Raw genomic sequence first — 23,184 nt, forward strand, 5'->3', positions numbered from 1 at the left:
CCCTCAAATCCGCAGGTCCTGAATGTTCCACATCTCACCAAGGGAACGTTCCCCGATGCGCAACAGGCGCGCCAATGTGGCGGCCAGCGCGATACGGTCGCCCCGGTCAATGCAATGGGTCACGTCCCCGGCGACCTGCGCCAGACCCTGCATGCCGATCTGTTCGGAAATCGCGATCAGGCTGCGCGCGCTGCGGCGCATGTCGTCGGTGCGCCCTTCGCGGTAGCAGCGTTCGGTATGCGACAACCGCGCGGCCAGTTCCTCGAGCGCGCGGCAAATCACGTCTTCGGCCCCGGATTCGCCGAGTTGCGCCACCAGTTCGACGATTCGCGTTGAATCGTGCCGAACCGCTTCGTCCTGCCTGAGCAGCGTTACCTGTTCCAAAATCTCACCCATCTTTCCGTTCTCCCACGAACCGGGACAGAATGCGGTGCAACAGGTTCCCAAATGGTTTCAACCGCCCCATATTGTCTCTCGAATTATCGGAGAATTCCGATTATCACGGCGCGACGCAACAAGACCGAGGGACCCTTCATGGAACACGCACGGCCTTTGCCTACTTATCTCGTTCATCGCTATCACGGCTGGAAAGCCACGGCTTATACCGAGAATCAGGCATGGTACCGACGGCTGGCAAACGAAGGCCAGCACCCCCGCGCCATGGTGATTTCATGTTGCGACAGCCGGGTGCATGTCACGTCGATCTTCGGCGCGGATCAGGGGGAGTTCTTCATCCACCGCAATATCGCCAACCTCGTTCCCCCGCACGAGCCCGACGGCAACCAGCACGGCACATCGGCAGCGGTGGAATACGCGGTGACCGCGCTGAAAGTGGCGCATGTGATCGTCATGGGGCATTCCAATTGCGGCGGGGTTCAGGGCTGCATGGACATGTGCACCGGCAAGGCCCCCGCGCTGGAGGAGAAATCCAGTTTCGTGGGCCGCTGGATGGATATCCTGCGCCCCGGCTATGAGCGGGTGAAGAAGATCGAGAACGAGGACAAGCGCCGCCATGCGCTGGAAAAGCAGGCGGTCATCATCTCGCTGGAAAACCTGATGACCTTCCCGTTCGTGGCCGAAGCCGTGGAAAAGGGCACACTGACCCTGCACGGGTTGTGGCACGAAATCGGCGAAGGCGGGGTCGAGCAATACAGCCCCACAACCGGCGGATTCACCCCGATCTGATCGAGGCGGCTGCGGCATCGCCAAGGACTGCGGCAGCTATCCGAACAACGGGCGTCAAAGCGGGAAAGCCGGGCAATCGCCCGGCCCCCTGAGGGCTTGAGTCCGCGCGTGCCCCTGACCTTGCCAGCCGTCAGCGCAGTACCTTGCCCTCGGGCCATTCCAGCGAATAGTCCAGCGTGATCGCCTGTGTCTGACCGGCGGGCAGGTCGAAGGTCCATGCCAGCACGCCGCGCTTGTCGTCCACTTCGGTTTCCGACGGGGAAGGCTCTGCGCTCCACTCGATCCGCAACTCTTCCTGTTCGGAATAGGGCACGCGATCCAGCACGCGCATCGGCCAGTCCTGCGCGGTGACGTTCTCGACCTCGATCTGAACGGTTTCGTCCAGCGCGCTGGAGCGGGTGAACACGCCCTTGTCGCCCTCTTGCCGCTGCGGGATCACACGGGCGAGGCGCAGCCCGTCGATGGCCCCGAAGGACAGGTCGGCCTCGGCCCCCGCCGGGATCATGTCGAGGAACCGCTGTCCGATGAAACGGCCATCGAGGTAAAAGCGCGCCTCGGGCGTGGGCAGGATCAACTCGTCGGCGGTGTTGGTGAAACCGGCCATCAGGAACGCGCGGTCATCGGCCAGCGGCACGGCCTGCGCGACGATATCCGCCTGAAGCGACAGCGTGCCCAGCGCCACGCGCACCCGGTCGGCATCCGACGCGACGGACACCGCGCCGGGATAGTCATAGGTCACGGCCAGCCCGTCGAACCGGGCGGCGGCCTGTTCGACGATCATCGCTTCGGCCTGCGGCGCGGCCAGTTCGGCCACGGCATCGGCGGCGGCCCCGCGTGAGAAGGTTTTGGGCACAGGCGCGTCCGGATCGGCGATACGGCGCAGCCACGGCCAGATATCGCCTGGCACGGTCTGGTCCGAGGGGCGCGAGGTGGACAGCGTCAGCGCGATGTCCTGCCAGTTTTCGCCCGTGGCCTGCTGGATGAACGCCCCGCGTTCGATCTGCAAGTCGCCGGTATCGCGGGCGAGTTTCAGATCGTAGACCGGCTGCCAGCCGGCTTCGGGGATGGTGTAGGTGACGGTCACCTGGCCTTCGGCCGGTTGTTCGGTGTTGATCGCCACGGCCAGCATGGCGCGCGGCGTGTCCTGCGGGACCAGCGCGCGCAGGGCGGCGCGGGCCTGTTCGAGATCCTTGCGCAGATCCTTGAGGGCGCGGTCGGCGGCCCCGGCGCGCTGACGCGCATCGAGCGCGGCCTGCCGGGCGGCGAGGCTTTCCTCGCCGATCATGGCGACCAGTTCGCGCAGCCCGGCGGCGTCCATGCCCGCCACGGCCTCGCCCTTGCCCAGTTGCGACAGGAACCCGATGCGGGCCTGCGCCGCCTTTTCTTCCTGGCGGATCGCTTCGACGGCGGCTTCGCCGTCGCGCAGGGACTGTTCCAGGCCCTCGACCTTGTCGCGTGCGGCGTCGATGGCGGCGGAGGTTTCGGGATCGCGCGGCGGAACGTAATCGCTGCGCGCCGTGACGCTGCCCATGGCGGCGCCTTCGACCGCGACGCGCACGGCGGCCAGCGGCGTGTTCTGCGGCAGATCGGTCAGGATCAGGCTGTGCTGTCCGGCGGGGGCGGTGAAATCGACCCGGCGCGTGACGGTGCCCCCCTGCGGGTAGAGCGTAACCGCGTCGACGGTGCTGGTCAGGGGGATGTCATCGGCCCAGAGCGCCGAGGGCAGAAGGATCAGGAAACTGGCGATTGCACGCATGCGGGACACTCCTTGCGACTGATGGGCCGACTATCCCCCCGGCGCGGGCCGAATGGCAAGGCGGGTTTCCCGTATCTGCGGATTCACGCCTTGGGACTGCAAAACGGGCGCCCCGGATGGGACGCCCGATTGCGATGCGATTGGCCCGTTTTACGCGGTCAGCCCTTTTTCAGCACCCGCTTGCCCAGGGTTTCGGCGATCTGAACCGCGTTCAGCGCCGCGCCCTTGCGCAGGTTGTCCGAGACGCACCACAGGTTCAGGCCATTGTCGATGGTGCTGTCCTGACGGATGCGGCTGATGAAGGTGGCGAAATCGCCGACGCATTCCACGGGGGTGACGTAACCGCCGTCTTCGCGCTTGTCGATCACCATGATGCCCGGCGCTTCGCGCAGGATATCGCGGGCCTCGTCCTCGTCCAGGTGATCCTCGAACTCGATATTGATCGATTCCGAGTGACCGACGAAGACCGGCACGCGCACACATGTAGCGGTGACCTTGATCTTGGGGTCGACGATCTTCTTGGTCTCGGCGACCATCTTCCATTCTTCCTTGGTCGAACCGTCGTCGAGGAACACGTCGATATGCGGGATCACGTTGAAGGCGATCTGTTTGGGATAGACCTTGGGCGCGACCTCTTCGGTGGGGTTGTAGACCGCCTTGGTCTGATCCCACAGTTCGTCGATGGCCTCCTTGCCCGAGCCGGAGACCGACTGATAGGTGCTGACCACCACGCGCTTGATCGTCGCGCGGTCATGCAGCGGCTTGAGCGCCACGACCATCTGCGCGGTCGAGCAGTTGGGGTTGGCGATGATGTTCTTCTTGGCATAGCCGTCGACCGCCTCGGGGTTGCACTCGGGCACCACGAGGGGCACGTCCGGGTCGTAGCGGTAGAGCGAACTGTTGTCGATCACCACGCAGCCCGTTGCGGCGGCCTTGGGGGCGTAGGTTTTGGTGGCGTCCGACCCGATGGCGAACAGGGCGATGTCCCAGCCGGTGAAATCGAACGTGTCGAGGTCCTGGGTTTTCAGTGTCTGGTCCCCGAAGCTCACCTCGGTTCCCAGCGAGCGGCGGCTGGCCAGAGCCGCGATCTCGTCTACCGGGAACTGGCGCTCGGCCAGGATGTTCAGCATTTCGCGGCCCACATTGCCCGTGGCGCCAACGACGACGACCTTGTAACCCATGTCGGATCTCCATTTGCATCAGACGGGGGGCCTCATACCGCAGCGCGGCATAAGGTTAAAGCGGATTCACCGCACCCGGCACTGTGGCGCACATATCTGCGCAGCTTGACAATTCAAGGGGAGCGCGCGACAGACGCGGCCATGATCATGACCTTTCTTCAGGTGGCCCTTGGCGGCGCGATAGGCTCGGCCCTGCGCTTTGGCGTGGGGCTTGTGGTGCTGCGCCACTGGCATGGCGGTTTCCCCCTGGGGGTCATTCCGGTGAACATCATCGGCTCGTTCCTGATGGGGGGTCTGATCGTGCTGACCTTTCACCGCGATCTCGACCATCTGAAACCGTTGCTGATGACCGGCCTGTTGGGCGGGTTCACGACGTTCTCGGCGTTTTCGCTGGAGGCGTTCACGCTCTATGAGCGCGGGCAGATCGGATCGGCGGGGCTCTATGTGGTGCTGTCGGTCGTGCTGTCGCTGGCGGGGCTGATGCTTGGGGTATGGCTGGCGCGGGGGATATGGGCATGATCCGGGTGCAAACACTTACGGTCGGCGCCGATGACGCCGATCAGCGGCTGGACCGCTGGCTGCGCCGCCAGTTTCCGCATCTGCCGCAGGGGCGTATCGAAAAGATGTGCCGCAAGGGCGAATTGCGCGTCGATGGCGGGCGGGTGAAGGCCAATACACGGCTGGAGGCCGGACAGCAGGTGCGTATCCCACCCCTGCCCGAGCCCGGAGACATCCAGACCGCGCCCAAGCCGCAGGTCAGCAATGCCGACGCCAGGATGATCCAGAACGCCGTGATCTATCGCGACGATCATATCATCGCGCTGAACAAGCCCCCCGGTTTGCCGGTGCAGGGCGGCAGCAAGCAGGCACGCCATGTGGACGGTCTGGCCGAGGCGCTGCGATTCGGCCTTGAGGAAAAACCGCGGCTGGTGCACCGGCTGGACAAGGACACCTCGGGCGTTCTGATCATGGCGCGCAGCCGGGCCGTGGCCAAGGCGCTGACCGCGTCGTTCCGGCATCGCAACACGCGCAAGATCTACTGGGCCGCCGTGGCCGGTGTGCCCACCCCGCGCATGGGCACGATCCGTTTCGGACTGGTCAAGGCGCCGGGGCATGGCGCCGGGGGCGAGGGGGAAAAGATGCTGTGCCTGCATCCCCGCGATGTCGATTCGACGCCGGGCGCGAAACACGCCACCACCGATTACGCAGTGATCGAGGCCGCCGGCAGCCGCTGTGCCTGGGTCGGGCTGATCCCGGTCACGGGGCGCACCCATCAGTTGCGCGCGCATATGGCCGAGATCGGGCATCCCATCGTGGGCGACGGGAAATACGGCGGATCGGGGCAGGAGAACCTTGGCGATGGCTGGGGCGCGCAACTGGGCGGCGAGATCAGCCGCAAGCTGCATCTGCATGCGCGGTCCCTGACGCTGGAACACCCTGTCACACAGGCCACGCTGCATCTGACGGCCCCGCTGCCCGAGCATATGACACGCACGTGGGACCTGTTCCAATGGCAGCCCTCCGAGGCGCCGGAGGACCCGTTCGAGGATCTGGAATGAGCGCCCCGCTGCGTCTGGTCGTCTTCGATGTCGATGGCACGCTGGTGGACAGCCAGGCCGATATCCTGGCCGCCATGGCGCATGCATTCGAGCGCGCCGATCATCCCCTGCCCGCACGCGACACGGTTCTGGGCATTGTCGGCCTGTCGCTGGACGTGGCGATGACGCGGCTGGCCCCCGAATTGGATGCCGCGCGGCACGGGCGGATGGTGGATTGGTACAAGGAGGCCTATATCGCGTTGCGGGCCGAGGCCGGGGCGGCGCAGTCCTCGCCGCTGTATCCCGGTGCGCTGGAGGCGATCGAGGCGCTGCACGGCGTGCCCGAGATCCTGCTGGGCGTGGCCACGGGAAAATCGCGCCGGGGGCTGGACAAGCTTCTGGAGGCGCATGATCTGCGGCGGTATTTCGTGACCCAGCAGGTCAGCGACCATCACCCGTCAAAGCCGCACCCGGCGATGTTGCAGGCCGCACTGTCGGAAACCGGCGTTTCCGCAGCCGATGCGGTGATGATCGGCGATACCAGTTTCGACATGGAGATGGCCCGCGCCGCCGGCATGGCGGGAATCGGCGTCAGCTGGGGCTATCATCCGCGCACGTCCCTGCGCGATGCCGTCCGCGTGATCGACGATTTCACCGAACTGCCCGCCTGCCTGAACCTTTTGTGGGAGACAGCCGAATGACCGAATGGAAAGCCAAGCGTTTCTGGAAAGCCACCGACGTGGCGGATGCATCCGAGGGCTTTGCCGTACATCTGGACGGGCGGGCCGTCAAAACCCCCGCCAAGGCCCCGCTGATCGTACCGACGCGCGCCATGGCGCAGGCGATTGCCGAAGAATGGGACGCGCAGGAAGAGCATATCGACCCGAACAACATGCCGGTGACCCGCGCCGCCAATGCGGCGATCGACAAGGTCAGTCACCAGCATGCCGAGGTTGCGCAGATGATCGCGGATTACGGGGACTCGGACCTGTTGTGCTATCGCGCGGACAGCCCCGCCGAGCTTGTCGCGCGGCAGGCCGAGGCGTGGGACCCGTTGCTGGACTGGGCCGACGAGGCCCTGGGGGCGCGGCTGACACCCGTCACCGGCGTCATGCACGCCCCCCAGAATCCCAAGGCGCTTGCAGTGCTGGCGCAGCAGGTTCACGGCATGGACGCCTATCGCCTGACGGCGTTTCACGATCTGGTCGGCCTGTCCGGATCGCTGATCATCGGCTTTGCCGCGCTGCATGAGTTGCACGATATCGGGGCACTCTGGAAATTGTCGCGGATCGACGAAACCTGGCAGGAAGAACTGTGGGGTATCGACGAAGAAGCGCGGGAGCAGGCCAAAACGAAAGAATCTGAGTTTCGGGCCGCGAAACGCTTTCACGATCTTGCAACGAGCACGTCATAGTTGCGAGAACTGCTGGCCTTCCCCTGCGGAACCCTATGCGGATGGCCATTGTTTTTCGTGATCCAGGGCTTGACGTTTCGTTATGAATCCAGACAAAATCGCTATTACTGAGGGGGGACTAACCCTTTTTACAGTATAGCCCCGACCCGAAAGAGGTTGGATGAACCGCCCGGACAAGGGTGGATAATCAGGAAGAGGTAAACATGAAAAAAACCGTATTTCTTGGCGCGCTGACTGTCGCCGGCCTGACGGCTGGTGTGGCTGGTGCCGCGACGCTGGACGACATCAAGGCGCGTGGCAAGCTGAACTGTGGCGTGACCACCGGCCTGGTCGGTTTTGCGGCGCCCGATGCAAACGGCGAATGGCAGGGCTTTGACGTCGCTGTGTGCCGCGCTGTTGCGGCCGCTGTACTTGGGGATGCGTCGGCCGTGGAATTCGTGCCGACCACCGGCAAGACACGCTTTACCGCACTGTCGTCGGGCGAGATCGACTTGCTGGCCCGCAACACCACCTGGACGCTCAGCCGTGACGTCGACCTGAAGAACGAGTTCATCGGCGTGAACTATTATGACGGTCAGGGCTTCATGGTGTCCAAATCGCTTGGCGTGAGTTCGGCCAAGGAACTGAACGGCGCGACCGTCTGCATCCAGACCGGCACCACGACCGAGCTGAACCTGGCGGACTTCTTCCGTGCGAACGACATGGAATACGAGCCGGTTCCGATCGAAACCAACGCCGAAGGCCAGCAACAATACCTGGCCGGTGCGTGCGACACCTACACCACCGACGCATCGGGCCTGGCCGCGACGCGTGCTACCTTCGAGAACCCGACAGAGCATGTGATTCTGCCGGAAATCATCTCGAAAGAGCCGCTTGGCCCGCTGGTGCGCCACGGTGACCAGGAATGGGGCGACATCGTTCGCTGGACCCTGAACGCGCTGATCGCTGCCGAAGAATTCGGCATCACCTCGGCCAACATTCAGGACATGGCCTCGAACGGCACCGACAGCCCCGAGGTCAACCGTATCCTCGGCACCGAGGGCAACCTGGGCGAGATGCTGGGCCTGGAGGCCGACTGGGCCGTCAAGGCGATCTCGGCCGGTGGCAACTATGGCGAGTTGTTCGAGAAGCACATCGGTGAGAACACGCCGGTGGGTCTGGCTCGTGGCCTGAACGCCCAATGGAAAGATGGCGGCCTGCTATACTCGCCGCCCTTCCGCTAAACCTGAACCGATGAAGGGCGCGGATCAACCCGCGCCCTTCTCGCATTACCGGACCAAACGATCGGCCCACGGCGCCAGAACGGCAGCCGCACAACAACCGGACCGGGCCGACAGACGGGGAACCCCATATGACAACATACACCGACCCTCCCAAGGAGTCGTTCCGGTTGTCCATGCTTTTGTATGACACCCGGTACCGCTCGATGACCATCCAGATCATCGCGTTGATGGGCTTCATGCTGCTGGCAGCCTGGCTGATCAACAACACGATCCAGAACCTTGCGGCGCTCGGCAAACCGATCCAGTTCGGTTTCTTCACCGATGCCGCAGGCTATGACATCAACCAGCACCTGCTGGAATACGACAATCAGGACACGCATTTGCGCGCCTCTTTCATCGGGTTGATCAACACCCTGATCGTGGCGGCGATGGGCTGTGTAACGGCGACGATCATCGGCGTTATGGTGGGCGTGCTGCGCCTGTCCAGGAACTGGCTGGTGGCCAAGATCATGACCGTCTACGTGGAAATGTTCCGCAACATCCCCGTGCTGTTGTGGATCGTCCTGTCGATGGCGATCCTGATCGAAAGCCTGCCGATGCCGAGCGCGTTCCGGGGCGAAGACCCCGCCGCCACCATGAAGATATTCGACAGTGTCGCGCTGACCAACCGGGGCTTTTACGTGCCCGAGCCGCTGTTCTCGCGCTCATTGGGCGATATTCACCTGTTCGGGCAATCCAGCCTGCGCATGGATGTATCGCTGGATTTCCTGGCATTCCTGATCGTTCTGGGCCTGTCGATCTTTGCCGCGCGTAAGGTCACGGCGCGTGCCGAGGCCATCCAGAACGCCACCGGCGTGCGCCCGACGACGTGGTATATCAACCTTGGCATCATCGTCATCCCGACCATGATCCTGCTGATCGCCCTCGGGTTTCACCTGGGCTATCCCGAACTGAAAGGGTTCAACTTTTCCGGCGGGATCTACATGCGCAACTCGCTGATCGCGTTGTGGCTGGCACTGTCGCTCTATACGGCGGCCTTCATCGCCGAGATCGTCCGGGGCGGCATTCTGGCCATCAGTCACGGCCAGACCGAAGCCGCCGCGGCCCTTGGGCTGCGTCAGGGGCGGATCATGCGCCTTGTGGTGCTGCCGCAGGCGCTGCGGGTGATCGTGCCGCCGCTGATCTCGCAATACCTGAACCTGACCAAGAACAGTTCGCTGGCGATTGCCGTGGGGTATTTCGACATTACCGGCACGCTTGGCGGGGTCACCATGAACCAGACGGGGCGCGAGATGGAATGCATGCTGTTCCTGATGCTGATCTACCTGATCATCTCGCTGCTGATCTCGGGGGTGATGAACCTCTACAACAATCGTGTCAAACTGGTGGAGCGGTAAGATGTCTGAACATTCCTTTGTCCGCACCGAAATGCTGCCAGAACAGGCGCCACCGGCAACCTCTATCGGCGTGATCGGCTGGATGCGCGAGAACCTGTTCTCGGGCTGGCTGAACTCCACGCTGACGGTTCTGTCGATCCTGTTCATCTATTACGTGCTATCGGGCGTGATCCCGTGGACCTTTCAATCGGTCTGGAACGCCGGATCGCTGACCGAGTGCCGCGAGATCATGAACGCAACATGGGGCGACACGCATCATGCCTGTTGGGCGGTGATCAAGGACCGCTGGCTGCAATTGCTGTACGGGTTCTATCCGCCCTATCCGGCCTATCCCAGCGCAACGGTCAGCACCCCACCCCCCGAGGGCTGGTTGCCGTCCTATTTCCGGCCCAACCTTGCGCTGATCCTGTTGTTCGTGGCGCTGGCCCCGGTTCTGTTCGGCCGTGTGCCGCGCCAGTTGCTGGTGGTGACGGCGGCCTACCCGTTCCTGATGCCCTGGCTTTTGTGGGGCGGAACGCTCTGGGTGCCGGTGATGACCGCTGTCGGGTTTGCCCTGCTGTTCGGGATCGCGAAATACGGGCAATCCACGCTTGGTGCGCTTGGCTCGATCATCGCGGCGGCTGTCGTGGCGCTCGTATGGTGGCTGTTCCTGTCGGGGCCCGTCGCCGGACTGTTCGCAGACATCATCCCGATCCGCCTTCCGGTGGTCGAAAGCCGTGCATTCGGGGGCTTCATGCTGTCGATCCTGATCGGCGTGGTCGCGATCGGCATCTCGCTGCCCATCGGCATCGTGCTGGCGCTTGGCCGGCAGTCCGACCTGATGATCGTCAAGACGCTGTGCGTCGGATTCATTGAATTCATCCGGGGTGTGCCACTGATCACGCTGCTGTTCGTGGCGTCGGTTCTGCTGAACTACTTCATGCCGCCGGGCACGAATTTCGACATCATCATGCGGGTCATGATCATGGTCACGCTGTTTGCCTCGGCCTATATGGCCGAAGTGATCCGCGGCGGCCTGGCCGCACTGCCCAAGGGCCAGTACGAGGGGGCCGACAGCCTTGGCCTGAACTACTGGCAGGCACAGCGGCTGATCATCATGCCTCAGGCGCTGAAAATCTCGATCCCCGGCATCGTGTCGACCTTCATTGGCGTGTTCAAGGACACGACGCTGGTGTCGATCATCGGCCTGCTGGACCCGATCGGCCTGTCGCAGAGTATCCGTGCCAATCAGGAATGGAACGGCATCTACTGGGAGCTTTTCGCTTTCATCGCGCTGCTGTTCTTCATCTGCTGCTTCGGCATGTCCCGCTATTCCATGTGGTTGGAGCGCAAGCTTCAGACCGGACATCGTTAAGAAAGGATCACGCCAATGTCAGAGCTGGCTACTGATCGTAATATCGACCGCTCCAGGATGCAGGTCTCGGATAACGTCGCTATCGAAATCAACAACATGAACAAGTGGTATGGCGCGTTCCATGTGCTGCGCGACATCGACCTGACGGTTTACGAAGGCGAGCGGATCGTCATCGCCGGGCCGTCGGGATCGGGGAAATCCACGCTGATCCGCTGTATCAACGCGCTGGAGGAACACCAGAAGGGCAGCATCACGGTGGATGGCACGGTGTTGTCGAACGACCTCAAGAACATCGACAAGATCCGGTCTGAGGTCGGGATGGTGTTCCAGCACTTCAACCTGTTCCCGCACCTGACCATTCTGGAGAACTGCACGCTGGCGCCCATCTGGGTGCGGAAGGTTCCCCGCAAGGAAGCGATGGAAACGGCCATGCATTTCCTTGAAAAGGTGAAAATCCCCGAACAGGCCAACAAGTATCCCGGCCAGTTGTCGGGCGGGCAGCAACAGCGGGTGGCCATTGCGCGCAGCCTGTGCATGCGGCCCAAGATCATGCTGTTCGACGAACCCACCTCGGCGCTCGATCCCGAGATGATCAAGGAGGTTCTGGACACCATGATCGAACTGGCAGAGGAAGGCATGACCATGCTCTGCGTCACCCACGAGATGGGCTTTGCGCGGCAGGTGGCCAACCGGGTGATCTTCATGGATCAGGGCCAGATCGTAGAGCAGAACGAACCCGAAGAGTTCTTCAACAATCCGAAATCGGACCGGACCAAGCTGTTCCTCAGCCAGATTCTGGGACACTGAGTTCCGGAAATTTCAAAATGCGATGCGCGGTCCGGCGGGCCGCGCATTTTTCATGGGGCCTCAGGCCCGGTGATAGGGGCTGCCAGCCAGAATCGATGCCGCACGATACAGTTGTTCGGACAGCATCACCCGCACCAACATATGCGGCCAGACCATCGCACCGAAGGACAGTTTGAAATCCGCCTGCGCCCGCAGATCGGGCGCGATCCCGTCGGCGCCGCCGATCACGAAGGCCACGTCGCCGCGCCCGGCATCGCGCCACCCGGCCAGGTGATCGGAAAATTGCGGGGAACTGAGCGTTTTGCCGCGTTCATCCAGCATGACCGTCAGCGCGCCTTTGGGCAGGCTGCGCGACAGCAAGGCGGCCTCGGTCGCCATGCCGCCGCCCTTGCGGTCTTCGACCTCGTGCATCTGCACGGGGCCCAGCCCGAGGGCGCGGCCCGAACGATCGAAACGGGTCAGATAATCCTGGATCAGATCGCGCTCGGGGCCGGGTTTCAACCGGCCCACGGCGCAAATATGGACGCGCATTCAGCTGTCGGCGGAGGCAGCCTGCCCTGCGGGCAGCCACATCTTTTCAAGCTGGTAGAACTCGCGCACCTCGGGGCGGAAGACATGGACGATCACATCGCCCGTGTCGATCAGCACCCAATCGCCGGCCTCCTTGCCCTCGACCTTGCAGAGAATGCCGAGCTCCTGCTTGAGCCTGTCGGCCAGCTTTTCCGAGATCGACGACACCTGCCGCGACGACCGGCCTGAGCAAATCACCATGAAATCGCCCAACGCGGATTTCCCGCGCAGGTCGATCTGCACGACGTCTTCGGCCTTGTCATCATCGAGCGAGGAAAGGATGCGGTCAAGCTGCACTTCGCTTGTCACGTCCTTGACGGGGGTCATAACCGACACCCCTTGTTCAGCGGCCCCAGCCGCATCAGCCGTAAAAGACAGGACATAGTCCTCCTTCGTTGCACACCGATCTGCCCCGGTGCCGGGCATGGTTCAAAGGTAGCAACACGCGCGTGACATTTCAATAAACGCGTATGGCACAAATAAGCGCGCGCCGGATCGCGCCCGTTCAGTCAGCCGTGGAAGAGGCAGCGCCGGCCCGATGCGTTTCAAGTGTGGACCCTTCCAGCATCCTGACCTCGCGCTGCGGGAAGGGGATGGAAATACCGTGTTCCTGAAACGCATCCCAGAGCGCCAGATAGACATTGCCGCGTATGTTGGTCAGCCCGCCGGTGGGGTCGCGTATCCAGAATCGCAGGATATAATCCACGCTGCTGTCGCCGAACCCGACGATGTGGCAGACGGGCGGTTTGAATTCCAGCACCCGCTCGACCCCTTTGGCGGCGTCGATGGCGATACGGCGCACGGTGTGGGGATCGTCGGTATAGGCCGTGCCGAAATAGATATCCAGCCGCACGTAATCGTTGGAATGCGACCAGTTCACGACCTGCCCGGTGATCAGGTCTTCGTTCGGGATCAGGTATTCCTTGCCGTCGCGCGTGGTGATCGACACATAGCGCGCGCCAAGGGAATTGATCCAGCCGAAGGTTTCCCCGAGCGAAATCACGTCGCCCGGTTTGATCGAGCGATCCAGAAGCAGGATCACCCCCGACACGAGGTTCGACACCACCTTTTGCAGGCCGAAACCGAGACCCACGCCGATGGCGCCGGACAGGACCGCAAGGCCGGTCAGGTCCACCCCCACGGCCCGCAACCCGATGAAGAACGCCGCACCGTACAGGAGCACTTGCAGGAACTTGACAGCAAGCACCTGCATGGAGGGCGAAATTTCCTTGTTCTGGCGTATCTGCGCGGCGGTGGTGCGCGACACGAAGCGCGCGCCGAACATCAACACCGCGATCACGGTAATCGCCTGAAGGATCACCCAAAGCGACAGGCGCATATCGCCCAGTTCGACGGCGACACTGTCGAGCAGGCGCTGCGTTTCGTCCGTCAACCCGAGTATGCCGAGGGTGACCCATGTCCACGCCACATAGCGCACCATGGTGCGGATGAACCCGTTGACGATGAACCGTGTGACGATCGTGATGATCAGCCATGCCAGGGCAAGGCTGGCCAGTATCTCCAGCAGATAGGACCGGCTGGGCCATGTCGCCGATTGCATGATCCAGACGGCGGGCCAGATCAACAGCACGAAAAAGATCAGCCGCAAACGGCGATGCAGCATCACCAGAAAGCGCATCCGCCATTTCGGCCAACCTTCGCGGGCACGCATCCATGCATGGACATGCGGCCCCAACAGCCGCGCCAGAAAATGTGCCGCAATGAACAGGCCGATGGCAATAGCCACCTGATAGGCATTCCAGGGCCGCATCAGGCCCGCGATAAAGAACTGTGCCTGCTCCCAGAGACTGAAGGCGATCTCGTGCGGGGCCTGTAGAATATCGTTTCCCATTGTCCCAAGATTTGCACGGGTGCGCGTTTCCAACAAGCCTGCACTGGACAAGCGGTACATTTCACGCTCATTTTCCCTGCAAACCACCCGGAGGCTTCATGACGACCGCGCTGATTACCCATATCGATTGCCTGAGACACCGCACCCCGGACGGGCACCCCGAGCAAATCGCCCGGCTGGAGCATGTTCTGGCCGCACTCAACGGCAAGACACTGGAGCGGTTCGAAGCCCCGATGGGCAGCGAGGACGATCTGCGCCTCGTCCATCCGCAATCGCATATCGAGCGGGTGCGCAGTGCGGAACCGGATGAGGGAATCGTGCAGCTCGATGCCGACACATGGATGTCGCCGGGATCGTTCGATGCGGCGATGCGCGGGGTCGGTGGCGCGCTGAAGGGCGTCGATCTGGTGCTTGGGGGCGAGGTGGACAATGCCTTTGTCGCCACGCGCCCGCCCGGCCATCACGCCGAAACCGAGCGCACGATGGGGTTCTGCCTGTTCGGCACGGCAGCCATCGCCGCGCGCCACGCGATGGAGCGTCATGGGCTGAGCCGTGTCGCCGTGGTGGATTTCGACGTACATCACGGCAATGGGACGCAGGATCTGCTGTGGTCGGAAAAGCGCAGCTTGTTCGTATCCTCGCACCAGTTTCCGCTCTGGCCCGGCACCGGCACGGCAGACGAGCGCGGCGCGCATGGCAATGTTCTGAACCTGCCGCTGGACCCGGCTTCGGATGGCGCCACCAAGCGCAGGGCCTATGAGGAAAAGGTGTTTCCGGCGCTCGAAACCTTCGCCCCCGAATTGCTGATCCTGTCCGCCGGGTTCGATGCCCACAGGGACGATCCGCTGGCCGAGTTGCAGTGGGACGAAAGTGATTTCACATGGCTGACGGGCCGCCTGTGCGATCTGGCCGATGCGCATTGCAAGGGGCGCGTCGTGTCCTGCATGGAAGGCGGCTACAATCTTGAGGCGCTTGCCCGCTGCGCGGCGGTACATGTGGATGTTCTGATCGAGCGGGGTGGCTGATCGTGGTTGGGACAGCTTCCGTTGACGCCCCCGAGGGTCTTTTGCGCCGGTTGTTCGACCGTGCGGTCGAGGTGGCCGACCCGATGCAAAGCCTGCACCGCGCCCTGCCCCCGCGCCCGGACGGGCGGCTGGTGGTGATCGGCGCAGGCAAGGCCAGCGCGCGCATGGCCGAGGCGGTCGAGCAGGTCTATGGCCCCTGCGAAGGGCTGGTGATTACCCGGTATGGCTATGCCCGGCCCTGTCAGGGCATCGAGATCGTCGAGGCCGCGCATCCCGTGCCGGACGCAGCGGGCATGAACGCGACCGCCCGGATGCTGGATCTGGTCGGGACTCTGGGCAAGGACGATATGGTGCTGGCGCTGATCTCGGGCGGGGCGTCGGCGCTGCTGGTGCAGCCCGCAGGCGCGATCACGCTGGAGGAAAAACAGGCCGTCAATCAGGGGCTTCTGGCCTCGGGCGCGCCGATCGGACAGATGAACGTGGTGCGCAAGCATCTGAGCCGCGTCAAGGGCGGGCAACTGGCGGCCACGGCTCATCCTGCGCGGATGCTGGCGCTGATGATTTCCGACGTGCCAGGGGACGATCCGGAGATGATCGGATCGGGCCCGACGGTGGGCGATGCCAGCACCCCGGACGATGCTCGGGCCATTCTGGAACGGTACGATATCGAAGCCCCGCAATCGGTGCGCGACGTGCTGGAGGGGCAGAGCGGCGTTGTCGCCCCTGACGATCCGCGCCTGTCGAACGTGGAAAACGTGATCTATGCCGCGCCCTCGCAATCGCTCGAAGCGGCGGCACAGATCGCGCGTGATGCGGGGCTGAACGTGCGTATCCTCGGCGATGCCCTGGAAGGGGAAGCGCGCGAATTGGCGTCTGACCATGCTGCGCTTGCGTTGGAGTTGAAGGCGGCCCTGACGCCGGACGATGCGCCTGTCTTGCTGTTGTCGGGCGGGGAGTTGACCGTCACCCGCCGGGGCGACGGCGTGGGCGGGCCGAATGCGGAATACGCGCTGGCCATGGCCATCGCCCTAGACGGGGCATCGGGCATCCACGCCATCGCCTGCGATACCGACGGTGTGGACGGCGCCGCCGAGGTGGCGGGCGCCATCATCGGCCCCGAGACCCTGACGAAAGCGTCAAAGGCGGAATGCAGCCCGGAAACGGCCCTGTCGCGCAATGACGCGCATGGGTTTTTCGAAACCATCGGCGATCAGGTTGTCACCGGCCCGACGTTGACAAATGTCAACGATTTCCGCGCCATCCTGATTTCACCGGAGCGTTGAACGGGTCTCAGCCGCCGGTGTCACCCTCGGACGGTTCTTTCAGGAACCCGGCGCGGCCCACGCTTTCATAGGCTTCGAACCCGGCGCGTTTTGCGTCCTTGACCGAATAGATGTTGCGCAGATCGGCCAGCCGCGGCGAGGCCATCTTGCGGGCAATCCGCTTGAGATCGAGCGCGCGGAACTCGTTCCATTCGGTCAGGATGACCAGCAAATCGGCCTTGTGCGTGCATTTGTATGGATCGTCGATCCAATGGACACCGGGCAACAGGGTTTCGCCCTCGTGGCGGCCCTGTGGATCGCAGACCTTGACCTTGGCACCGCCGCCCACAAGCGCGGGGATGATCGTCAGTGACGGGGCTTCGCGCATGTCATCGGTATTGGGTTTGAAGGTCACGCCGAGAACGCCGATGGTCTTGCCGTTGAACGTGCCGTCACACATATCGAGCAGCTTGTCGATCATGCGGCGTTTGATCTCTTCGTTGACGGAGATGACCTTTTCGGTGATCTGCATCGGGATACCGTATTCCTGCCCCGTCCGGGCCAGCGCGCGGGTGTCCTTGGGAAAGCAACTGCCGCCGTAACCAGGACCGGAATGCAGGAATTTCTTGCCGATGCGGCCATCCAGCCCCATCCCCTGCGACACCTGTTTGACATCCGCGCCGGTGCGTTCGCACAAGGCGGCGATTTCGTTGATGAAGGTGATCTTGGTCGCCAGAAAGGCGTTGGCCGCGTATTTGATCATCTCGGCGCTTTCCAGATCGGTCGTGAGGATCGGAAACTCGCGCAGATACAGCGGGCGATAGATTTCGGCCATGACCTCGGCGGCGCGCTCGGTCTGAACGCCGACGATAACGCGGTCGGGCTTCATGAAATCGTCGATTGCCGCGCCTTCGCGCAGGAATTCCGGGTTCGAGGCGACATCGAAATCGAGCTTCGGGTTCGCCTTTTTGACCGCCTGCTTGACCTGCCGGTTGGTGCCGACCGGAACCGTGGATTTGGTGACGATCACGATATAGTGGTCCGCGATACGCGCGATTTCCTCGGCGGCGGCCATCACATAGCTCAGGTCCGCATGACCGTCCCCGCGCCGCGTGGGCGTGCCGACAGCAATGAAAACCGCATCCGCCCCGTGAAGGGCGCCCGGCAAATCCAGCGTGAACGACAACCGGCCGGCCTCGACGTTCTTGGCCAGAAGCCTGTCGAGACCCGGTTCGTAAATCGGGATTTCCCCGCGTTCCAACATCTCGATCTTTTTCGGGTCCTTGTCGACGCAAACGACGTCATGACCGAAATCGGAGAAACACACACCAGATACCAGCCCCACATAGCCCGTTCCGATCATGGCAATTTTCATGGCACATACCCTTTAACTGACCTTTCCCTGCGACGTTAATGCAGTGCGTCCGAACGCGCGTCAATCGTGGCGACGCCGATGGGATACGATCCTGCGGGGCTGTGGGCCCGGCTGCACAGCTTTGCACCCCCCACATGCAGCACGTGTTGGACACGAGCCCGCAGCGGGGCTAAGGAAAGACAACGAATATCCGGGGCACGGCATTGACCCGGTCAGACCATGAAGGATCGCGATTATGCCGCAGAAACTTTTCGGCACCGATGGTGTCAGGGGCCGCGCCAACAGCTGGCCGATGACAGCGGAGATGGCCCTGAAACTGGGCGAGGCGGCAGGCCGTTATTTCCGGCGCGACAAGCAGGATCACCGCGTGGTGATCGGCAAGGACACGCGCCTGTCCGGCTACATGATCGAGAATGCGCTGACCGCGGGTTTCACCTCGACGGGGATGAACGTGTTCCTGCTGGGTCCGATGCCGACCCCGGCCATCGGATACCTGACGCATGGCCTGCGCGCCGATGTGGGCGTGATGATCTCGGCCAGCCACAACCCGGCCAGCGACAACGGCATCAAGTTCTTCGGCCCCGACGGTTTCAAGCTGAGCGATGAGGCCGAGGCGGGCATCGAAGCCCTGATGAGCGAGGGCGTCGCGCCGACCGCGCCCGAAAACATCGGTCGCGCCAAGCGGTTTGAGGATGCCCGCGGACGCTATGTGGAATATGCCAAGACGACCTTTCCGTCACGACGGCGGCTCGACGGGCTGCGCATCGTGGTGGATTGCGCAAACGGCGCGGCCTACAAGACAGCCCCGGCGGTGCTGTGGGAACTGGGCGCCGAGGTGATCGCCCTGGGGGTCGAACCCGATGGCACCAACATCAATCAGAATTGCGGATCGACCCAACCGGCGGCAGCCGTCAGGAAGGTGATCGAGACCCGCGCCGATATCGGCATCTGCCTTGATGGCGATGCCGACCGGGTGGTTCTGATCGACGAAAAGGGCCAGGTGGCCGATGGCGACCAGATCATGGGGCTGATCGCCTCGCGGTGGGCCGAAGGTGGGCGACTGGCCGGGAATACCCTTGTGGCGACGGTCATGTCCAACCTGGGGCTCGAGCGGTTCCTGAACGATCGCGGCATCGACCTCAAGCGCACCTCGGTCGGAGATCGCTATGTAGTCGAGGAAATGCGCAGCGGCGATCACAACCTTGGTGGCGAACAGTCAGGCCATATCGTGATGACCGATTACGCCACCACCGGCGACGGGTTGATCGGCGCGTTGCAATTCCTTGCCTGCATGGTGGAAACCGGGCGCAAGGCCAGCGATCTGGCCCGCGTGTTCGAGCCCGTGCCGCAAAAACTGATCAATGTGCGCTACGAGCCGGGCAAGGCCCCGCTGGAGGCCGCCCCGGTACAGGACGCGATCGCCGAAGCCGAGAAAACCCTTGGCCGCGATGGCCGGTTGCTGATCCGCAAATCGGGGACCGAACCGTTGATCCGGGTCATGGCCGAGGCCGTGGACCCCGCATTGCTGGATCGTGTGCTGAACACCGTTGTCACAGCGGTCGAGCGCGAAAGCCGAGCGTAAACGGGGCCGCGCCGATGGCTTGCCCTGATCACTCCGATGCAGTTTAACTGTGACTGTCAATTACGAGAGCGGGCAGCCATGCAATCCATTACACCAGTGATCCTTTGCGGTGGGTCCGGCACGCGGCTCTGGCCGCTGTCGCGCAAGGGCTATCCCAAGCAGTTCGCCCGTATCACCGGGCCGGACAGCCTGTTGCAGTCTTGCGCCAAACGTCTGAGCGGCAGCACCGAAACGCTGCAATTCGCACCGCCGGTCGTGCTGACGAATACCGATTTCCGCTTTATGGTGACGGAACAGTTACTCCAGGTCGGGATCGACCCCGGTGCCGTGCTGATCGAGCCCGAAGCCCGCAATACCGCCCCTGCCGTTCTGGCCGCCGCATTGCATGTTGCGGCCACCGATCCAAATGCGCTGTTACTGGTCGCGCCCTCGGATCATGTGATCCCGGATACCCCGGCCTTTCACGCGGCGATTCAGGCGGGTGTCGCCGCAGTCGAAAGCGGGCGGCTCGTGACCTTCGGCATCGCCCCCACGCATCCGGAAACCGGCTATGGGTATCTGGAACTGGAAAGCGCGCCCGACACCTCGGGCATGGCCAAGCCATTGCTGCGCTTTGTCGAAAAGCCGGACGGCAAGACCGCGAAAGGTATGGTCGAAGCAGGCAATTTTCTGTGGAATGCGGGGATTTTCCTGTTTTCGGCACAGGCGATCATCGACGCCTATGCGGACCACGCCCCCAACCTTATGCCTCCGGTGAAACGTGCGGTTGACGATGCCAAAAGCGATCTGGGTTTCCTGCGCCTCGATCCTGCCGCATGGGCCACGGCGGACAGCATTTCGATCGACTTTGCGGTGATGGAAAAGGCCGGGAATCTGTCGGTCGTTCCGTTCACGGGGCATTGGTCGGATCTGGGAAGCTGGGCGGCGGTTCAACAGGAAAGCGGCGTCGACAGCGATGGTGTTGCGACCTCGGGGCCGGTTACGGCGATCGAGTGCGAGAATGCGCTGTTGCGCTCGGAAAGCGACGGGCTGGAAGTGGTCGGTCTGGGCCTGAAGGATACCCTGGTGGTGGCGATGCCCGATGCCGTGCTGGTCGCCGACATGAGCCGCACGCAGGATGTGGGCCAGGTGGTCAAGACATTGCGCGCCAAGGGCGTGGCGCAGGCCGACAGCTTTGCCCGCGATCATCGGCCCTGGGGGTATTTCGAAACATTGGCCCTGTCCGACCGGTTTCAGGTCAAGCGGATCGTGGTGAAACCCGGCGCGGCCCTGAGCCTGCAAAGCCACCTGCACCGCGCCGAACATTGGATCGTGGTGTCCGGTACGGCCAAAGTCACCATTGACGAAGAGGTCAAACTGGTCAGCGAGAACGAGTCCGTCTACGTTCCGCTTGGCGCCGTGCACCGGATGGAAAACCCCGGCAAGGTGCCGATGGTTCTGATCGAAGTGCAGACCGGCAGCTACCTGGGCGAGGATGACATCATCCGCTACGAGGATGTCTATGCCCGCGACAGCGATAGCTGAGCCGGATTTCACCCGGCACTGTCGCTCTGTGCTCCGATCCGGGTATAAATCCGGTATCCGGGGGCATAGGCCAGCCGCACGGCGGTGACAGCGCAATCGTGATCCCATGTGGTCCGCGTGACCACGAAAAGCGGCGCACCCTCTGCGGTGTTCAACAGGCTGGCATCCTGCGCCGAGGCCGCTTCGGCAGAAAATGCGATATCCCCGTGGGTATAGGGCGCATGGGCCAACAACCATTCGTTCGCACTGATCCCGGTGAAATCGGCACTCCGGGCATCGGGGGTGGTTTTCAGGCTGATCCAGCGATCCTCGAAAACATAGGGCGCGCCATCGCCACTGTGCAACGCGGTGACATGCAGGGAGGACCCGGCCCCAAGGGTTGCCCGCACCGGGGCTGGCGGGCTGGCGGCGTCGCATGCCAGAAGGCGGTAGTCATAATGCTGGCCGCGTTCTTCGATTTCCTGACGGATAACGGAAATATCGACGGTCGCTCGAGTGACCGGATGCAGTGCCACGCGCGTGCCCGCCTTGCGGCGACGGTCCAGCAGCCCTTCTTCGGCCAGGGCGCGCAGGGCGCGGTTCACCGTGGCACGGGCACAACCGAATTCCTGCGCCAGATCCACCTCGTTCGGGATGACATGGCCGGGGGGCCATTCGCGCGCATGAATACGGCGCAGAACCTCGTCCTGAATGGCCTGCCAGCCTTTAACATGGTGTTTGGTCATAGGGCCTCGCGCAGAGGTTTCATGGCGCGGCTGTAGTCGCGCAATATCCGGTCGCGCGCAGGGTGGCGGCCATCCTGAACCACATGACGCCCCGCCGACCAGACATCGCGCACCATCGCGTCGCTGCCCGCAAATAGCCAGCAATCCAGCAACGTGTCGCCCTGTTGATCCGCCAGATCGACATGCCCCGCATCCAGCGCCAGCAGATCGGCAAACGCGCCTTCGGCAATCCCCCCGCTATCGCGCCCGGCGGCCTGTGCCCCACCTGAACAGACCGCATCGAACAGGCGGCGGCCCGTGGATTTTTCTGGCGTGGCCAGAACCGCGCGCGACCGGTCGCGCAACCGTTGGGAATATTCCAGCGTGCGCAGCTCTTCGGACATCGAGATGCGGATATTGGAATCCGAGCCCACGGCGATCTGGCCACCGGCCTGCAACCAGCGAACGCCGTCGAATATCCCGTCTCCAAGGCTGGATTCGGTGATTGGGCATAGCCCAGCAACGGCCCCGGTCTTTGCCAGCCCCTCGGTTTCATGAGGCTGCATCTGTGTGCAATGGATCAGGCACCAGTTTTCATCGACAGGCACATTGTCCAACAGCCATTCGACCGGGCGAACCCCAAGTGCACCCTGCACCTCTTCGACCTCGGCCAGTTGTTCGGCCAGATGCATGTGAACCGGCCCGCCCTGCGCCAGTTCCGGCGCACTGCTCACATCCTGCGGCGTGATGGCGCGCAGGCTGTGCGGGGCCACGCCAAGACGCGCATCGGAGGGCAACGCATCAAGCGCCTGCCGCGAGTCTTCGACCAACCGCGCGAAACGCTCGGGATCGTTGCCAAAACGGATCTGACCCGCGGTCAGGTCACGCCGGTCACAACCGCCGAACTGGTATTGCACGGGCAACAGGGTAAGGCCGATCCCCGTATCCTGCGCCGCTGCCACGATACGCTGTGCCATTTCAGACAGGGTGTCATAGGGCACACCGCCCGGCGCATGGTGCAGGTAGTGGAATTCGACATTCGTGGCGTACCCGGCTTCGAGCATCTCCATCTGCACAAGGGCCGCAATGGCCTGCACCTGATCCGGGTCCAGCCGATCAAGAAAGCGATACATCAGCTTGCGCCAGGTCCAGAAACTGTCACGCGGATCGGGGCCGCGCCCTTCGGTCAGGCCGGCCATGGCGCGCTGAAACGCGTGCGAATGCGCATTGGCCGGGGCTGGCAACAGGATGCCCGTGCGATGACCGCGGACAGGCTGATCTGCCGCGACCGACGCGATGCGCCCGGACGTGTCGAGCGTGACGCACACATCCCGCGCCCATCCAGAGGGCAACAGCGCCTGTTCAGCCCAGATTTGTGTCATCCCCAACTCCCATCTTGACGCAATTATTATGTCTAGACATAATGACATCAAAC

Annotated in this window: 22 protein-coding genes; 13 read left to right on the forward strand and 9 right to left on the reverse strand. The window is 63.1% G+C overall.

Annotated elements, in window-relative coordinates:
* Positions 1-3: 3 nt before the first annotated feature.
* Positions 4-396 carry a hypothetical protein gene (locus BUB53_RS15545; RefSeq protein WP_073035706.1) on the reverse strand — a complete coding sequence of 131 codons (393 nt, stop codon included), beginning with the start codon at positions 394-396 and terminating at the stop codon, positions 4-6.
* A gap of 138 nt (positions 397-534) precedes the next feature.
* Here BUB53_RS15545 and BUB53_RS15550 point away from each other — a divergent pair, with 138 nt between their 5' ends.
* Positions 535-1,185, forward strand: coding sequence for a carbonic anhydrase (locus tag BUB53_RS15550; RefSeq protein ID WP_073035707.1), 651 nt, complete (start codon positions 535-537; stop codon positions 1,183-1,185).
* Between the two features lie 130 nt (positions 1,186-1,315).
* Here the strand turns inward: BUB53_RS15550 and BUB53_RS15555 are convergent, their stop codons facing one another.
* Both BUB53_RS15555 and BUB53_RS15560 read right to left on the reverse strand, forming a co-directional pair.
* Positions 1,316-2,941 carry a DUF4139 domain-containing protein gene (locus tag BUB53_RS15555; protein ID WP_073035708.1) on the reverse strand — a complete coding sequence of 542 codons (1,626 nt, stop codon included), beginning with the start codon at positions 2,939-2,941 and terminating at the stop codon, positions 1,316-1,318.
* Between the two features lie 158 nt (positions 2,942-3,099).
* A complete protein-coding gene (locus BUB53_RS15560; protein ID WP_073035709.1) occupies positions 3,100-4,122 on the reverse strand; it encodes an aspartate-semialdehyde dehydrogenase in 1,023 nt (340 codons plus the stop codon).
* A 141-nt stretch (positions 4,123-4,263) separates the two neighbouring features.
* Between BUB53_RS15560 and crcB the strand changes: the two genes are divergently transcribed.
* From crcB to BUB53_RS15600, 8 genes are all read left to right on the forward strand, one after another.
* Positions 4,264-4,641 carry a fluoride efflux transporter CrcB gene (crcB, locus tag BUB53_RS15565; protein ID WP_073035710.1) on the forward strand — a complete coding sequence of 126 codons (378 nt, stop codon included), beginning with the start codon at positions 4,264-4,266 and terminating at the stop codon, positions 4,639-4,641.
* Positions 4,638-5,681, forward strand: a complete 1,044-nt coding sequence (locus BUB53_RS15570) for an RluA family pseudouridine synthase (protein ID WP_073035711.1) — start codon at positions 4,638-4,640, stop codon at positions 5,679-5,681. The genes crcB and BUB53_RS15570 overlap by 4 nt, the downstream gene beginning before the upstream one ends.
* Complete coding sequence (locus BUB53_RS15575; protein WP_073035712.1) at positions 5,678-6,361, forward strand: HAD-IA family hydrolase; 684 nt, start codon at positions 5,678-5,680, stop codon at positions 6,359-6,361. The genes BUB53_RS15570 and BUB53_RS15575 overlap by 4 nt, the downstream gene beginning before the upstream one ends.
* Positions 6,358-7,074, forward strand: a complete 717-nt coding sequence (locus BUB53_RS15580; protein WP_073035713.1) for an ATP12 family chaperone protein — start codon at positions 6,358-6,360, stop codon at positions 7,072-7,074. The genes BUB53_RS15575 and BUB53_RS15580 overlap by 4 nt, the downstream gene beginning before the upstream one ends.
* A 203-nt stretch (positions 7,075-7,277) precedes the next feature.
* On the forward strand, positions 7,278-8,297 hold the full coding sequence (locus tag BUB53_RS15585) for an amino acid ABC transporter substrate-binding protein (protein WP_073035714.1): 1,020 nt from the start codon (positions 7,278-7,280) through the stop codon (positions 8,295-8,297).
* 128 nt (positions 8,298-8,425) lie between these two features.
* Complete coding sequence (locus tag BUB53_RS15590; RefSeq protein WP_073035715.1) at positions 8,426-9,694, forward strand: amino acid ABC transporter permease; 1,269 nt, start codon at positions 8,426-8,428, stop codon at positions 9,692-9,694.
* 1 nt (position 9,695) lies between these two features.
* Complete coding sequence (locus BUB53_RS15595; RefSeq protein ID WP_073035716.1) at positions 9,696-11,048, forward strand: amino acid ABC transporter permease; 1,353 nt, start codon at positions 9,696-9,698, stop codon at positions 11,046-11,048.
* Positions 11,049-11,063: 15 nt separating this feature from the next.
* Complete coding sequence (locus BUB53_RS15600) at positions 11,064-11,855, forward strand: amino acid ABC transporter ATP-binding protein (protein ID WP_073035717.1); 792 nt, start codon at positions 11,064-11,066, stop codon at positions 11,853-11,855.
* A 60-nt stretch (positions 11,856-11,915) separates the two neighbouring features.
* Here the strand turns inward: BUB53_RS15600 and rlmH are convergent, their stop codons facing one another.
* From rlmH to BUB53_RS15615, 3 genes are all read right to left on the reverse strand, one after another.
* The gene (gene rlmH, locus BUB53_RS15605) at positions 11,916-12,386 is read right to left on the reverse strand and encodes a 23S rRNA (pseudouridine(1915)-N(3))-methyltransferase RlmH (protein ID WP_073035718.1); all 471 of its coding nucleotides are present in this window, start codon (positions 12,384-12,386) and stop codon (positions 11,916-11,918) included.
* Complete coding sequence (gene rsfS / locus BUB53_RS15610; protein ID WP_073035816.1) at positions 12,387-12,752, reverse strand: ribosome silencing factor; 366 nt, start codon at positions 12,750-12,752, stop codon at positions 12,387-12,389.
* 178 nt (positions 12,753-12,930) lie between these two features.
* Positions 12,931-14,277: a mechanosensitive ion channel family protein gene (locus BUB53_RS15615; protein ID WP_073035818.1), complete on the reverse strand. Its 1,347-nt coding sequence runs from the start codon at positions 14,275-14,277 to the stop codon at positions 12,931-12,933.
* Positions 14,278-14,375: 98 nt separating this feature from the next.
* On the opposite strand from BUB53_RS15615, the gene BUB53_RS15620 reads away from it, so the two are divergent.
* Both BUB53_RS15620 and BUB53_RS15625 read left to right on the forward strand, forming a co-directional pair.
* Positions 14,376-15,302 carry a histone deacetylase family protein gene (locus BUB53_RS15620; RefSeq protein ID WP_073035719.1) on the forward strand — a complete coding sequence of 309 codons (927 nt, stop codon included), beginning with the start codon at positions 14,376-14,378 and terminating at the stop codon, positions 15,300-15,302.
* An 83-nt stretch (positions 15,303-15,385) separates the two neighbouring features.
* Positions 15,386-16,585: a glycerate kinase type-2 family protein gene (locus BUB53_RS15625; protein WP_229709573.1), complete on the forward strand. Its 1,200-nt coding sequence runs from the start codon at positions 15,386-15,388 to the stop codon at positions 16,583-16,585.
* Between the two features lie 7 nt (positions 16,586-16,592).
* On the opposite strand, the gene BUB53_RS15630 is transcribed toward BUB53_RS15625, so the two are convergent.
* Positions 16,593-17,939 (reverse strand): UDP-glucose dehydrogenase family protein, encoded by a 1,347-nt coding sequence (locus BUB53_RS15630; protein WP_073035721.1) that lies wholly within the window; start codon positions 17,937-17,939, stop codon positions 16,593-16,595.
* Between the two features lie 235 nt (positions 17,940-18,174).
* Between BUB53_RS15630 and glmM the strand changes: the two genes are divergently transcribed.
* On the forward strand, positions 18,175-19,521 hold the full coding sequence (gene glmM / locus BUB53_RS15635; RefSeq protein WP_073035722.1) for a phosphoglucosamine mutase: 1,347 nt from the start codon (positions 18,175-18,177) through the stop codon (positions 19,519-19,521).
* A gap of 78 nt (positions 19,522-19,599) precedes the next feature.
* Positions 19,600-21,045, forward strand: a complete 1,446-nt coding sequence (locus BUB53_RS15640; RefSeq protein WP_073035723.1) for a mannose-1-phosphate guanylyltransferase/mannose-6-phosphate isomerase — start codon at positions 19,600-19,602, stop codon at positions 21,043-21,045.
* An 8-nt stretch (positions 21,046-21,053) separates the two neighbouring features.
* On the opposite strand, the gene BUB53_RS15645 is transcribed toward BUB53_RS15640, so the two are convergent.
* Complete coding sequence (locus BUB53_RS15645) at positions 21,054-21,770, reverse strand: GntR family transcriptional regulator (RefSeq protein WP_073035724.1); 717 nt, start codon at positions 21,768-21,770, stop codon at positions 21,054-21,056.
* Entirely contained in the window at positions 21,767-23,131 is a 1,365-nt protein-coding gene (locus BUB53_RS15650) for a formimidoylglutamate deiminase (protein ID WP_073035725.1), read from the reverse strand. The genes BUB53_RS15645 and BUB53_RS15650 overlap by 4 nt, the downstream gene beginning before the upstream one ends.
* Positions 23,132-23,184 lie beyond the last annotated feature (53 nt).

This window comes from Roseovarius pacificus (genome assembly GCF_900142665.1).
Taxonomy (GTDB): domain Bacteria; phylum Pseudomonadota; class Alphaproteobacteria; order Rhodobacterales; family Rhodobacteraceae; genus Roseovarius; species Roseovarius pacificus.